Annotated in this window: 16 protein-coding genes; 11 read left to right on the forward strand and 5 right to left on the reverse strand. The window is 70.2% G+C overall.

The features are described 5' to 3' along the window. The first annotated feature begins 115 nt into the window (after positions 1 to 115). Complete coding sequence (locus tag DJ021_RS18680) at positions 116 to 763, forward strand: hypothetical protein (RefSeq protein WP_133254971.1); 648 nt, start codon at positions 116 to 118, stop codon at positions 761 to 763. Between the two features lie 48 nt (positions 764 to 811). On the opposite strand, the gene DJ021_RS08545 is transcribed toward DJ021_RS18680, so the two are convergent. Further along, positions 812 to 1429 carry a DUF938 domain-containing protein gene (locus DJ021_RS08545; protein ID WP_111457143.1) on the reverse strand — a complete coding sequence of 206 codons (618 nt, stop codon included), beginning with the start codon at positions 1427 to 1429 and terminating at the stop codon, positions 812 to 814. A gap of 377 nt (positions 1430 to 1806) precedes the next feature. Between DJ021_RS08545 and DJ021_RS08550 the strand changes: the two genes are divergently transcribed. The 5 genes from DJ021_RS08550 (at position 1807) to DJ021_RS08570 (ending at position 4780) form a co-directional block, all read left to right on the forward strand. Beyond that, a complete protein-coding gene (locus DJ021_RS08550; protein WP_111457144.1) occupies positions 1807 to 2010 on the forward strand; it encodes a hypothetical protein in 204 nt (67 codons plus the stop codon). Further along, on the forward strand, positions 2007 to 2717 hold the full coding sequence (minC, locus tag DJ021_RS08555) for a septum site-determining protein MinC (RefSeq protein ID WP_165837155.1): 711 nt from the start codon (positions 2007 to 2009) through the stop codon (positions 2715 to 2717). The genes DJ021_RS08550 and minC overlap by 4 nt, the downstream gene beginning before the upstream one ends. A gap of 38 nt (positions 2718 to 2755) precedes the next feature. Beyond that, positions 2756 to 3577 carry a septum site-determining protein MinD gene (gene minD / locus DJ021_RS08560; protein WP_111457146.1) on the forward strand — a complete coding sequence of 274 codons (822 nt, stop codon included), beginning with the start codon at positions 2756 to 2758 and terminating at the stop codon, positions 3575 to 3577. After that, positions 3574 to 3834, forward strand: a complete 261-nt coding sequence (gene minE, locus DJ021_RS08565; protein WP_111457147.1) for a cell division topological specificity factor MinE — start codon at positions 3574 to 3576, stop codon at positions 3832 to 3834. The genes minD and minE overlap by 4 nt, the downstream gene beginning before the upstream one ends. A 244-nt stretch (positions 3835 to 4078) precedes the next feature. Beyond that, entirely contained in the window at positions 4079 to 4780 is a 702-nt protein-coding gene (locus DJ021_RS08570; protein WP_111457148.1) for an alpha/beta hydrolase, read from the forward strand. 108 nt (positions 4781 to 4888) lie between these two features. On the opposite strand, the gene DJ021_RS08575 is transcribed toward DJ021_RS08570, so the two are convergent. Beyond that, positions 4889 to 5422 (reverse strand): cytochrome P460 family protein, encoded by a 534-nt coding sequence (locus DJ021_RS08575; RefSeq protein WP_111457149.1) that lies wholly within the window; start codon positions 5420 to 5422, stop codon positions 4889 to 4891. A 257-nt stretch (positions 5423 to 5679) separates the two neighbouring features. On the opposite strand from DJ021_RS08575, the gene DJ021_RS08580 reads away from it, so the two are divergent. The 4 genes from DJ021_RS08580 (at position 5680) to DJ021_RS08595 (ending at position 8616) form a co-directional block, all read left to right on the forward strand. Further along, positions 5680 to 5970, forward strand: a complete 291-nt coding sequence (locus DJ021_RS08580) for a DUF1330 domain-containing protein (RefSeq protein ID WP_111457150.1) — start codon at positions 5680 to 5682, stop codon at positions 5968 to 5970. Between the two features lie 174 nt (positions 5971 to 6144). Next, positions 6145 to 6741 (forward strand): YdeI/OmpD-associated family protein, encoded by a 597-nt coding sequence (locus tag DJ021_RS08585; RefSeq protein WP_111457151.1) that lies wholly within the window; start codon positions 6145 to 6147, stop codon positions 6739 to 6741. 168 nt (positions 6742 to 6909) lie between these two features. Next, positions 6910 to 8082, forward strand: coding sequence for a glycosyltransferase family protein (locus tag DJ021_RS08590; RefSeq protein ID WP_133254972.1), 1173 nt, complete (start codon positions 6910 to 6912; stop codon positions 8080 to 8082). A 117-nt stretch (positions 8083 to 8199) separates the two neighbouring features. Further along, positions 8200 to 8616 carry a hypothetical protein gene (locus tag DJ021_RS08595; protein WP_111457153.1) on the forward strand — a complete coding sequence of 139 codons (417 nt, stop codon included), beginning with the start codon at positions 8200 to 8202 and terminating at the stop codon, positions 8614 to 8616. 82 nt (positions 8617 to 8698) lie between these two features. Here the strand turns inward: DJ021_RS08595 and DJ021_RS08600 are convergent, their stop codons facing one another. Both DJ021_RS08600 and DJ021_RS08605 read right to left on the reverse strand, forming a co-directional pair. Then, positions 8699 to 9958 carry a hypothetical protein gene (locus DJ021_RS08600; protein WP_111457154.1) on the reverse strand — a complete coding sequence of 420 codons (1260 nt, stop codon included), beginning with the start codon at positions 9956 to 9958 and terminating at the stop codon, positions 8699 to 8701. A gap of 199 nt (positions 9959 to 10157) precedes the next feature. After that, positions 10158 to 11270 (reverse strand): acyltransferase family protein, encoded by a 1113-nt coding sequence (locus DJ021_RS08605; RefSeq protein WP_165837156.1) that lies wholly within the window; start codon positions 11268 to 11270, stop codon positions 10158 to 10160. Positions 11271 to 11468: 198 nt separating this feature from the next. Between DJ021_RS08605 and DJ021_RS08610 the strand changes: the two genes are divergently transcribed. Further along, the gene (locus tag DJ021_RS08610; RefSeq protein ID WP_111457156.1) at positions 11469 to 11864 is read left to right on the forward strand and encodes a DUF1801 domain-containing protein; all 396 of its coding nucleotides are present in this window, start codon (positions 11469 to 11471) and stop codon (positions 11862 to 11864) included. Positions 11865 to 12026: 162 nt separating this feature from the next. On the opposite strand, the gene DJ021_RS08615 is transcribed toward DJ021_RS08610, so the two are convergent. Further along, a complete protein-coding gene (locus tag DJ021_RS08615) occupies positions 12027 to 12590 on the reverse strand; it encodes an SRPBCC family protein (RefSeq protein ID WP_165837157.1) in 564 nt (187 codons plus the stop codon). Positions 12591 to 12605 lie beyond the last annotated feature (15 nt).

A 12605-nucleotide genomic window follows, 5' to 3' on the forward strand; every position in this document is an offset into this window, starting at 1 on the left:
GGCGTCTGCTGATGGGATAGCCGGGGTTGCCGTCCGGCGGCCAGCAAATCCGGGATGGCGCGAGCCGCCCTCGCGCGGCCGCCCTCATTTGGACATCAACTCTGGGGTGTCATGCTTGCTCAAGCTCTACCAGAGTGGGGGCGGGGCGGGGATGGGCGTGCAAGCGCGATCGGCGCAGGCGAGGGTGCGAGCCGTCGCGATCGGCGCGGCGGCGGCTGTCCACGCGTTGCTCCTGGCCTTGCTGGTCTGGCGCCTGGGGACGCAGGTCGAGCTTGCCGCAAACCCCGTCATCGATGTCGAGCTGACCCCATCCTGGCGTTCCAGTCCCCACCGGCTTCCACGCCAGGCGGCCGCGCGGGCCGCCTCGCCGCGCACACCGCTCCGGCGGCCCATTCTTCTTGGTCATCCGCGTCCAGCCCCCGCCGCGGCGGTCGAAGCGCGCGGGATGGACGAGGCGACCGGCGGCCCGCCGACCGACGCCGTGCGGCCGGTGCTCCGCGGGCTGCTGGGCTGTGACCACGCCGCCCTTCTGGGCCTGACCGCCGAGGAACGCCGGCGCTGCCTCGATCAGCCTGCGCCGGCGGCGCGGGCGCCCGTCGCGCCGAAGCTCAACCTCGATCTGCGCGGCACGTTCGGACGTCCTGCCGAGCCCTACCTCGCCCGCCAACCGCACGACGGTTGCAAGGCGGCCGCGGCCGGGGACGCCGACCCGATGGACAAGGTGGGCGCCGCCGCAGGGGTAAAATGCGCCTGGTCGTTCTGAGCGCGGCCGAGGCTGACGCCGGCCCGATGCCGGCGTGAGGGGGATCGCTCAGGCCTTGCGGAAGATCAGCGAGAGATTGTTGGCCGGCATGGCGATGCGCTCGGACAGCGCCAGGCCGTGCGCCGCGGCCAGCGCCGCCACCTCGTCCAGGCGCCGGATCCCCCAGGCCGGGTTTCGCCGCCTCAGGCTCTGGTCGAACGCCAGGTTGCTGGGGGCGGTCTCGACGTCGGCTTCGAGATAGGGGCCGTAGAGGAAGAGCACGCCGCCGGACGGCAGCAGGCGCCCCGCGCCGGCCATCAGGCCCTGCGTCGCCGACCACGGCGAGATATGGATCATGTTGATGTTGACCACCGCGTCGGCCCGCTCGACCGGCCAGGCGTCGGGATCGGACGCATCGAGCCGCAGCGGCGCCAGCAGGTTCGGCAGGCCGGCGTGGTCGCGCCAGGCGGCGATGCTGGCCAAGGCTTCGGCGTCCCCGTCGGTGGGCCGCCACTGCAGGTCGGGCAGGAGGGCGGCGTTGTAGACCGCATGCTCGCCGGCGCCCGCCGCGATCTCCAGGACCAGGCCGCGGCTCGGCAGGCGCGGTTTCAAGGCGCGCAGGATGGGCTCGCGGTTGCGCGCTGTGGAGGGCGACGCCCAGGCGCCCGGCGGCGGCAGGTCGGACATCGGCCCTTTTTGCCCGTCGAAGCCGCTCAATACCAGACGCCATCCTCACCGCGGCGGCGACGACGCCCGTGAGGGTCCGCCGGGCCTTTAAGCTCAGGTCGTCAGCTCAGGTCCGCGAGCGGGTCGGGAGCATCCGCTGGAAATCGCGGCGCGGGGTGAAAAACAGCCGCCGCCCTGGGGCCGAAATCCGCCGCCCGGACCTCGCCGAATGCGCACCCGGCCGACGTCGCGGGCGGCTGGCGACCTGGGCGATGCTGTCCCACGGGCCGCTGCGCTGCGCCACACCTCTGCGCCATGGAACGGCCGCCTTTCGCCCCCTTCAGCGCCTCAGACTCACCGGCTGATCGGCGCGACCGCCACTGGGCAGGGAGGCCGCCGTGACCGATGTGACCTATGTTTCCTTCGTGCCCCGGTCGAGGCGCGGGCAGCTGCGCAGCGCGCTGGCCGCCGAGGACACCGGCCCGATCAGCTGGGTCGAGAAACGCCGGATGTTCGGCAGCGAGTTCCACTTCTCGGGGCCGTCCCGCCTGGTGCGGAAGACCCACGCCTACATCACCGAGTGGCTGGCGTCGGACCGATGAGCGCCGCCGCCCAGGACGCCCCCCTCGCGCCCAAGGTCCGCTTCTGGAACCGGAGCTTCATGGCGCTGGTCGTCGCGCCGGACTTCCCCATGGCCGACTGGTTCGCCGCCCTGGACCACGAGCTCGCGCGCGCGCCGGCCTTCTTCCGCGGACGCCCTCTGGTGGTCGATCTGTCGGCGGCGGGCGCCAAGGACGGCGCGGTCGCCGCCATCGTTCTCGACGGGTTCGAGGCCCGCGATCTGCGGCTGGTGGGCGTCGAGGGCGTCGATGCGTCGCTGTTGGCGGGCACTCCGTGGGCGCGGCTCGCCCGGGGCCTGCCCGGCCGCGACCTCGCCGCCCCGCCGCAGGAAGGCCCGGCTCCGGACGTCCGTCCCGCCCCCGGAACCTTGCTGATCGACCGGCCGGTGCGGTCGGGTCAGTCGATCGTTTTCGAGGCCGGCGACGTGACGGTCATCGGCGCCGTCGCCTCCGGGGCGGAGGTGATCGCCGGGGGCTCGATCCACGTCTACGGACCGCTGCGCGGCCGCGCCATCGCCGGCCTGCGGTCCGGGCCCGAGGCGCGCATCTTCTGCGCCCGGCTGGAAGCCGAACTGGTGGGCATCGACCGCCTCTTCCGCGTGGCCGAGCACTGGGGCGCGCCCCTGCACGGCCGACCTGCGCAGGTCCTGTGCGACCGCGGCGCGCTCAGGCTGAGCGCGCTTGATTGAACAACGATCTCGTCGGCCGGCGAGCAAAGGAGCGTCCAATGGCAAAGGTCCTGGTGGTCACGTCGGGCAAGGGCGGCGTGGGAAAGACGACGTCGTCGGCGGCGCTCGGCGCCGCGCTGGCCCAGGCCGGCCAGAGCGTCGCGGTGGTGGACTTCGACGTCGGGCTGCGCAACCTCGACCTGGTCATGGGCGCCGAGCGCCGGGTGATCTTCGACCTGGTGAACGTGGTGCAGGGCGACGCCAAGCTTCAGCAGGCGCTGATCCGCGACAAGCGGCTCGACAACCTGTGGCTGCTGCCGGCGTCGCAGACCCGCGACAAGGACGCGCTGACGGAGGCCGGCATCGAGCGCGTGATCGACGAGCTGCGCGAGCGGTTCGACTGGATCGTCTGCGACAGCCCCGCCGGCATCGAGCGGGGCGCGACCCTCGCCATGCGCTTCGCCGACCAGGCCGTCGTGGTCGCCAACCCGGAGGTCTCGTCGGTGCGCGACTCCGACCGCATCATCGGCCTGCTGGATTCCAAGACCCGCCGCGCCGAGGACGGGGGCCGCGTGGAGAAGCACCTGCTGCTCACCCGCTATGACGCGGGACGGGCCGCGCGCGGCGAAATGATGAAGGTCGAGGACGTGCTGGAGATCCTGGCCATCCCGCTCCTGGGGATCGTCCCGGAGAGCCCTGACGTGCTCACGGCCTCCAACGTCGGCGCGCCGGTCACCCTGCACAACCCGCTGTCGTCGGTGGCGCGCGCCTATGCCGACGCCGCCCGCCGGCTGATGGGCGAGACGGTGGCCGTCCGCCCGCCCGCCGAGCGTCGCAGCCTCATGGACCGCCTGTTCGGGCGGAAGGCGGCGGCGGCGTGAGCATCCTCAGCTTCTTCAGCCGCAACCGCTCGGCCCCGGTCGCCCGCAACCGCCTGCAGCTGCTGCTCGCCCACGAGCGGACGCTCTCCGGCCGCACCGACCTCGCGGCCATTCTCGAGCGCGAGATCCTCGAGGTGATCGCCCGCCACATCCCCATCGATCGGGACAAGGTCGTGGTCCGCCTGGACCGCGGGGACCAGGTCTCCACGCTGGAGATCGACATCGAGATGCCCGAGGCGGTGCTCGCGCCCAGCTAGCAAGCCAGGGGCGACGCAGCTCGAAACCGGGGCAGGTCCGGCTTGGGTGGAAGTTAGTCATCGGCTTCAGGCCAGGAACCGAAGGCTGCTCGTTGACCGGTGATATCCGGAGCCTAAAGTTCGCCGATGGCCGCGACGGGCGCGAGATCGAACCAGCGTGCGGGCATTGCGATCTCACCTGCGCGTCCGGGCGTGGCCATAGGCACTTCCTGGTTCTCCTCTGGATTCAACGCGAGGTGGCGCTATGCCTAAGATCAACAACATCGTCCTGGTGCACGGCGGCTTCGTGGACGGCGCCGGCTGGCGGGGCGTCTACGACATCCTGAAGAAGGCGGGCTTCAACGTCAGCGTCGTCCAGAACTCGACGGAGTCCCTGGCGGGGGACGTCGCCACCACCCGGGAGGTCATCGACGCGCAGGACGGGCCGGTGATCCTCGTCGGCCACTCGTACGGCGGCGCCGTGATCACCGAAGCGGGGACCGATCCCAAGGTTTCCGGCCTGGTCTACGTCACCGCCTTCGCCCCGGATAAGGGCGAGTCCGTCAACAGCCTCATCGCCAATCCCGTGCCCGGATACGACCCGCCGCCGATATTGCCGCCGGCGGACGGGCATCTGATGCTCGACAAGGCGAAGTTCGCCAAGGCGTTCGCGGCCGATGTGGACCCCGAAACCGCGGGCTTCATGGCCGACGCCCAGGTCCCGTGGGGCGTCGACGCCCTTGCCGGCGTGGTCACCGAGCCGGCCTGGAAGTCCAAGCCGAGCTGGTACCTCCAGGTGCGCGACGACAAGATGATCCCGCCCCCCGCCCAGGAATTCATGTCCAAGCGGGCCGGCGCGACCGTCGTCGAGGTCCCCGGCAGTCACGCCATCTACGTCTCCAATCCGGCAGCCGTCGCCGACGTGGTCCGGCAAGCGGCCAGCGGCGTTGAAATGGCCCAGGCGTAAGCGTTCGACGGCGCAGACTTGAGCGCCGTTCGCGCGTTCGGCAGATCAGCCGGCCGCGCAACGTGGCTGTGCGACGCTGCGCGCCGGCCGGAGAGCGGACGCCCGGCTTCAGCGCCTCTGGTACGGGTGGAAGATGTGGTCCTTCGCCTTCACGGCCAAATGGCATGCGTGTCCGCAGTCCGAGAGGGCTGGATCGGACGTGAACTTGTCGGCTGCGGCATCGTAGTTGAACAACGCGTATCCCCATCCGCCGCTCTTCGGAAATCTCTTGGCGTCCTTCTCAATGACAAAGGCCTGCGTGAAGACGTCCGGCACATCCACGACGAAGGGGGCCTCCGTGCTCTTCTTCGGCTTCCACTGCAGCTTTACGATCCTGGAGCCGTCGGGGAACGGCTGGCCGTTCCCCGGAACGCCGGCCTTGTACGCCTTGATCATGGTCGGATTGGCGACGATCACCTTGAGCACTTCGTCGGTCCGAGCAGACGAGACAACCGCCCAGTCCTCGTACCCCCTGAAGTCAGAGAACGCGATTCCGCCCGGGGATATCAGCGCGTACTTGTCCGCCGCGGAAATGGCTGCGCCGCCCAGGACTGCGACCGCTCCCGCGGCGATCGCAATGGTGAGCCTATGATTGCGTTTCATGGCTGATCCGCTCCCGCGTCTCGTCGGTGGCCTATGTCCTCAACGCTTTGAATGTCACGGTCTGTGCGGCAGCGGCGCGGCCTTCCGGATCCTCGCCGCCCGCTGATTTTGTGGACCTAAAGGCCATCCTCAACAAGGTCCGTGACGGGGTCGGAAGCGGAGATGAAGCGCGTGCGAAACGTACGCAACGGGTGGACAGCCGACCTCGCCCAACCGACTCTGTGGACCGCGCCTTCCGCGCAAACTCGGGACAGAAGATGAAGGCCTTTCTCGTGCTCGACTTCGCCGTTCACGACTTCCCAGGCTTCCGGCCGTACGTGTCCGCCATCCCGGCGTTCATCCAGAAGCACGGGGGACGCTACATCGTTCGAGGGGTCGAGCCGACCGTCATGGAAGGCGACTGGTCGCCGGAACTGATGGTCATTCTCGAATTTCCATCGCGCGAGAACGCGAAGGCCTTCCTGGACGACCCCGACGCTCAGGCGCTTTTCGACGTGCGCCACAGGACGACCAACAGCAAACTGGTTCTCGTCGATGGCTGCGACTGAGGGTCCGCTCAGGGTCGCACGCCGGCTTGGTCGCGAAGCGGACCTTCCGGGACTCTGGCGATCGGCGTCGGCGAAGGTCCGCAACGGGTGGGGGAGCGGTCATTCCGAGCGTCATTGCATTAAGCTCCCACGCTCTGGATCAATGGCCGATCTACGTCGCAAACTGGAGCTCGCGTGTCTTCGCCAGAACTTCCGGTCCTTACCTTCCGAGACGCCGAAGCCTTCGAGACTTGGCTCGCAGGTCAGCCGGAAACAGCCGCTGGCGCTTGGCTGACGTTCGGCAAGCCGGGCGCGCCGGAGGCGACGCTAAGCAAGTCGGACGCGATCGACAGCGCACTCGCCTATGGCTGGATCGACGGGCAGCTCGGGCGCGTGGACGAGGACTATTACAAGGTCAGGTTCACGCCGCGTAAGGCCCGCAGCGCCTGGTCCCAGATGAACCGGGAGCGCGTGGAGCGTCTGATTGCCAATGGTCGAATGAAGCCCGAAGGCTTGGCTGAGGTGACGCGCGCCAAGGCCGATGGACGTTGGGACGCGGCATACGCGCCCCAGGGCCGCGCCACGCCGGACCCGGACCTTCTGGCCGCCCTCGATGCGCAGCCGGATGCGCGCCGGTTTTTCGACAGTCTCGACGCCGCGAACCGCTTCGCGGTGCTTTATCGCGTCCACCAGGCGAAGGGGCCGGAACGTCGCGCCGCGAAGATCGCCGAAATGGTGGCGCGGCTTGCGTCAGGTGAGGCCTTCCACCCTCGCCGCCAGCGCCGCGGTTAACCGAGCGTGAGCGCCGGCCCGGCGCTCCCTTCTTACGTCCGCTTTGGGTCGCCGGCCTTGGCCGACGCCCCTGCGCCGGGGCGCCCGGCTTTGCCTCGGCGCGAGTCGCGATACGACTGGCTTCGGCTGCGTCGCGGTGCTCCGCTGCGACGGCTGCGGGGCGGCGCGTTGAAGCTTCTGTTGATCAAGGCGATGGCGGACGGCCATCTGTACAGCCACTTCGCCTCGGCCCTGCGCCAGGCCCTGGCCGAGCTTGGCCACGACGCCACCATCTCCGATCAGTCCGCCCACGTGACCGACGGCGCGGCGCAGACCGCCCCCCTGGTCGCCGAGCTGCAGGGCGCCCGTCCGGACGCCGTGGTGTCGTTCAGCTCCTTCTTCGGCGGGCTGACGCTCGGCAACGGCGTCTCCCTGTTCGACGCCCTGGGCGTCAAGTTCGTCGGCTGGCAGTTCGATCACCCGATCTACGCGCCGGCGTCCCTGAAGCGCGAGCTTCAGGGACGCTACGCGATCTACGCCAACCGCAACCACCTGCGGTACGCCCAGGCCGTGAAGCTGCCGGGGCGCGGAATCACCCTGCTGCCGGGCGGCGAGCTGCCGACCGCGCCGGTCAAGGACTACCGCTCGCGCGACTGGCCGATCTTCGTGGCGGCGACCTGGAACGGCGTGCCGCAGCGCGTGTGGGAACAGGCGCCGGACAGCCCGGGCAAGCAGCTGCTGATGGGCGTGGTCGAGGCCCTGCTCGGGGACCGCAACGCCTCGCTGCTCGACGCCTTCAACGCCACGTCGGCCAGGCTGAAGCTGGGCGCCCGGCTCGGGGACGATCCGGAATTCGACGCCATGATGCGCGACTTCCTGTGCGATCCGCTCACCTACGTCCGCAACATCGACCGCATCAACATCCTCCGCGCCCTGGTCGAGGCGGGGCTGCCGCTGACCATCTGCGGCGCGGGATGGCAGGCGCTGTTCGGCGATCGCAAGAACGTCACCTACCTCGACCGGGTGGATTTCAGGGAGCTGCAGGCGATCTACGGCAACGCCCGGGTGGTGCTCAATCTGAACGCCGGCAACGGCGCCAACGAGCGGGCCGTCTACGCCGCGCTGGCCGGCGCGGCGGTGGCGTCGGACTACAGCGAGCAGCTCGACACCCTGCTCGGCGGCGGCCAGGGCGTCGCCTTCTTCAACCGCGCCCGGCCCGAGACCGCCGCGCAGGTGGTGGGCGGCCTCATCGAGAGCGGCAAGGGCAAGGCCCTGGCCCAGCGCGGTCATGACAAGGTGGTCCGCGCGGGCCTCTGGCGTCACCGCGCCGAGCAGCTGGTCGCCTTCGCCGAAGGCCGGTGAGGTCGGCTGTCGCCCGGCCCGCCAGCTGAGCCGCAGCCAACAAGACTTGATCTGGCCGCATGGGATACGTCCGGCCCCTTCCGAAGTTTCTTAGCGGGGACGTCGGGAGGACAGGACATGAAACATCAGCCCATCCATGAATTCGACGGCCTGGCCGATATCGAACAGGTCAAGGCCCCGACCCTGTCGAGACGCGAACGCCTGCAACGCTGGGCGGAGCTGCTCGGCCGCGAACCGCATCGCCAGCTGAAGCCGCTGTCGCGCGTGGAATTCTACGCCGAACGCGAGCGGGCGCTGCTGCGCGGCGACAACTCCCCCATCTCGGTGGCCGCCGCCGACCCCGTGCTGCGGGAGGCGGGCCTGCATGGGGACACCCTCGGCGACGCCCAGTCGTTCTTCGAACTGTCCGACGCCGAAGCCCACATGCTGCTCTGCGATTGTCACATCGTCGGGCAAATGGACGGCAAGGGCGCGGCGCAGCGGGTTCGCGCGATCGCCGCCTCCAGGACCGGGTTCTCCCGCCTCTGGATGTAGCCTCGGTCGAGTTTCACTGAGACGCCGGCTGGGTCACCCGGCCGGCGTCGCTCCGTCGCCAGCGAAGCGGCGAGACGTGCCGTCACCAATCTGACGACGGCGGCCGCTCCCGGTCCGGAACGCCGGACTCCGGCGCCTGGGTCGGGGGATTGAATCCCGGGACCACGTGGGGATCTCGCGCCAGGGGATCCTGCACGACGGAGTCCCGCGCCCCGTAATCCCGGGTTCCGTAATCCCGCGCTGCGGAGTCCCGCGTCCCGAAATCCCGCGCTCCGGAATCCGGCGCCCCGGTCTCTCGCGTGCTGGAGCCGCGCGCGACGGGCACCGACACCGAGTCCGGGCCGCCTGACCCGTAGCCCCGTGCGATCGGCACCCGGATCCCGTCCGACATGTCGCTTCCGCCGGCGGCTTTCACGATGCACTGGCCGGTCGCGCCCATGGCGTATTCGCCCACGCAGAAGACGTCCTCGTACTGCGGGCCGGAGGCGGCGACGCATTGGTGCAGGTTGAGCTTGGCGCGCCGCAGGCAGGCGCCGTTGTCCGGCTCGCTCAGCAGCCGCGACAGCGCATCGGTGCGGCTCTCGCCCGCCTGGCCGAGCACGGCCGCGGCGGCCAGCGCCAGGCCGCGCAGCACCGTCGCCGTGGGCCGTGGCGCGGCCAGGTCGTCGTCCCGGTCGCGGCGGCGGGCCACCACGCCGGTCAGCAGCTGGCGGGTTTCGCTCTCGCTCAGCCGCGCCCGGGTTCCGCCGGCCGCCTCGACCCGCGCCAGGCGTTCCTCCGGCTGCGTGACCGGCTCCAGCGCCCAGGGCTGGTGCTGCACCGTGTAGGCGGCCTGCTTCACCACCCGGCCGCGGCTGACGAGGGTGGCGCCCATGCCGTTCAGGGCGTCTGAGGCCATGGCCGCGGCCTGCGGCGCGCCCGCCAGCTCGAGCACAAGGTCCGGCGTGGCGGTCAGGCGATCGACATAGCCCGCGCGTTCGGCCGGATCCGCCGCCAGCCGTTGCAGCGCCTCCACGAAGGCCGGCTCCTGCAGGGCGACCAGCGAGGCGTAGGCCACCGCGCCCTCCTCGAGCTGGCGGGGGTCGTAGGCGGCGCTGGCCATCAGGGCGCCGGAGACCGAGGCGGCGCCGTCGAAGTCGGGGCCGACGGCGCTGGCGGTGCGCACGAACCGTTCGAACGCGCCGGCGGCGTCGACCACGCGCCGGGCGATCCGGACCGACGGCCCCTGTTCGGCGGCCGCCTCCGGGCTGGTGCGGCTCGTCGGCGACGGCCAGGAGTCGGTCGGATCCGACGCGACGGCGTAGCCGCCGGCCAGGGCGACGATGAGTGTGGCTGTCCACAACCGTGCGCGCGCCATCATTGCCCCGCATCCTTCCATGCGAACAACATCGCCGTTTCCGGCGCTTATCTATTGTTAAATCGAAGACGACATCGGCAACTGTTCCTGCCGATTACAGTAAGGCATGGGTCATGATTTCTGCACAGCCCCGATAACGAACAATTTACGCCAAGATCACGGCGAAGCTTTACTTCGCGCGGCGCTAGGCGGATTGCGCGCGCAGCAGCCAGCGCGCGGGCCGCTCGATGAGCCCGAACAACCTGGCGAGCGGCTTGCGGAGGGCGGGTTCCCAGGCCTCCGCGACCACTACGGAGAAGGTGACGGCCGCCGCTATGGTGATCAGCAGGCAGGCCAGTTGCGACAGGCCCAACCGCCAGAGCGCCGCCATGAGCGCCGACCCGACCACCTGGTGGGTCAGGTACAGGGGATAGGTCGCGAGCCCCAGTCGTCGCGCCCATCGGTCGGCGGCCGGCCAGGCCGCCAGCCGGGCGTTCCAGCGCACCGAGGCCGCCATCAGTCCGATCGCCAGCAGCCAGGCGGCGATCGCCGCCCCGCCCACCGGGATCCGCTCGGCCTGCGCCGTGTAGGCGATCTCGAGGACGCCGCCGAGACAGCAGGCCAGCAGCACGGCGAGGCGCGCCTTCGTCGGGCCGCGCACCATGGACAGCCAGAGCATCACCCCGACGGTGAAATCACAGCCGTAACGGATCAGCAGAAGCGCCCACAGCCGCTTGCCGGCCAGGCTCGTCAGCGCGTCGCTCGGGGCCAGCAGCCAGAGCAGCCAGAACGCCGTGCTGACCAGGCCGATCGTGGCCGCCACCGCCTCGACGTGCCGAAAGCGCCCCGACCAGAGCAGGGCGAACATCACCAGGTAGAAGCTGACCTCGATGCCGAGCGTCCAATAGACGCCGTCGATCCAGGGGCCCGACGGGTAGAACAGAACGCTCCGCGTCCATTCCAGAACGCCGTCGGCGACGCCGACGTAGCCGATGGCCAGCGACACCAGCAGCGTCACCGACGCGCAGATCCAGGCCGCCGGGGCGAGGCGCAGGACCCGCCCCTTCAGAAAGCCGAAGGCGTCGGACTGCGAGGCGCTGTAGGAGATCACGAACCCGGACAGAACAAAGAATATCTCGACGCCGACCCATCCGAAGTTCACCGAAAATCGACTGAAGTCGAAGACGCCGCCGGTGATGTTTCGCGGCGGACTTGTCGGGTCGGGAGCCGAGATCCAGTAGGTCATGTGGTACAACACCACCAGTATGGCGGCCGAGAACCTGACGAGATCCAGTCCGACAATCGTCGTCCGACGCATGCAGCCTCCCTCGACCCGCCGGCGCTCGCGCCGCATGGCGACCGGCCGTTTCGCCGGCCCCCTCAATTGGCAGAGCGCTCAGTTCGTTCCGGTCGAGGTTCGGGTCGTCGCCGACCGGCGGGGGTGGAACGCCGATATCGACACACCCCGCCTGTCCGCCGCAGGATGGGAGAAACGGCCGATGGAGCTGCAGGCGACATGAAGACGAGCGCAACGAGCGAGGGCGAAACCCCGTCCCGGCTGATCGACGCGAGGATCGCCGACCTGGCCGACTGGCGGGGCGCGACGCTCGCCCAGGTCCGCGCCCTCATCCGGCAGGCGGACCCCGAGGTGGTCGAGGAGTGGAAGTGGCGCGGCGTTCCGGTGTGGTCCCACGACGGGATGATCTGCACCGGCGAGAGCTACAAGAGCGTCGTCAAGCTGACCTTCGCCAAGGGCGCCTCGCTGGCGGACCCGTCGGGCCTGTTCAACGCCAGCCTGGAGGGCAATACCCGGCGCGCCATCGATCTCCATGAGGGCGATGACCTCGATGGCGACGCGTTCAAGGCGCTCGTCCGGGCCGCGGTGGCCCTGAACAGGTCGAAGGCCCGGTAAGGCGCTCAGGCCAGCAGCCAGCGAAACGCGCGGCCGATGAACGCCTGGCCGTCGGTCTCGACCGCTGCGCCGTGCGCCATCACCGCCCGCCGGGCCGGCCACCCCAGGATCCGCCGAAGCCCGGTGCGGGCGACGCGCCGCCGAGCGGCTGCAACACGGGCGTCAGGGCGCCGGCGGCAGGGTTCCGCCTTCGGCCAGCACCTTCATGTTCTGCAGCGCCTGGGTGAAGCGGGCGCGACGGTTGGCGCTCTCTGTCGCGCGGGCCGCGTCGTCGGCGAGCATCGAGGTGTCGTAGAAGAAGGAATAGACCAGCTTGGAAGTCGAGGCCGTCACCGGCTTGACCTCCAGCGTGCCGTGATAGGCGTTGTAGGGCACGCCCGCGCGCACCGGCTGGGCGTAGGTGTAGGAACGGTCGGTCTTGCCGACCAGCATCTCGGTGACGCCGAGCCCCAGCTTCCGGACGGCGCCGAGCTGGCTGTCCGACCCGGAGGTGATGGCGCAGCTGGTGCGCATCCATTCGCCGATATCGCAGAACTTGCCGACCCGCCGCCACACGGCCTCGGCCGGCCGCGCCACCGCGACCTCGAGCACCATGGTGGCGTAGGTCGGGTTCGGAATGGCGAAGGGCGCCGTGGGCGGCGGCGGGGCGGCCGGCTGGGCCGAGGCTGAACCCGCGGCCACGAGGAGCATGGCGCCCGCGACGCCGGCGATGACCCGATTACCCATTCGAACGTTCCCCTG

It is taken from the genome of Phenylobacterium hankyongense, assembly GCF_003254505.1.
Lineage (GTDB): Bacteria > Pseudomonadota > Alphaproteobacteria > Caulobacterales > Caulobacteraceae > Phenylobacterium > Phenylobacterium hankyongense.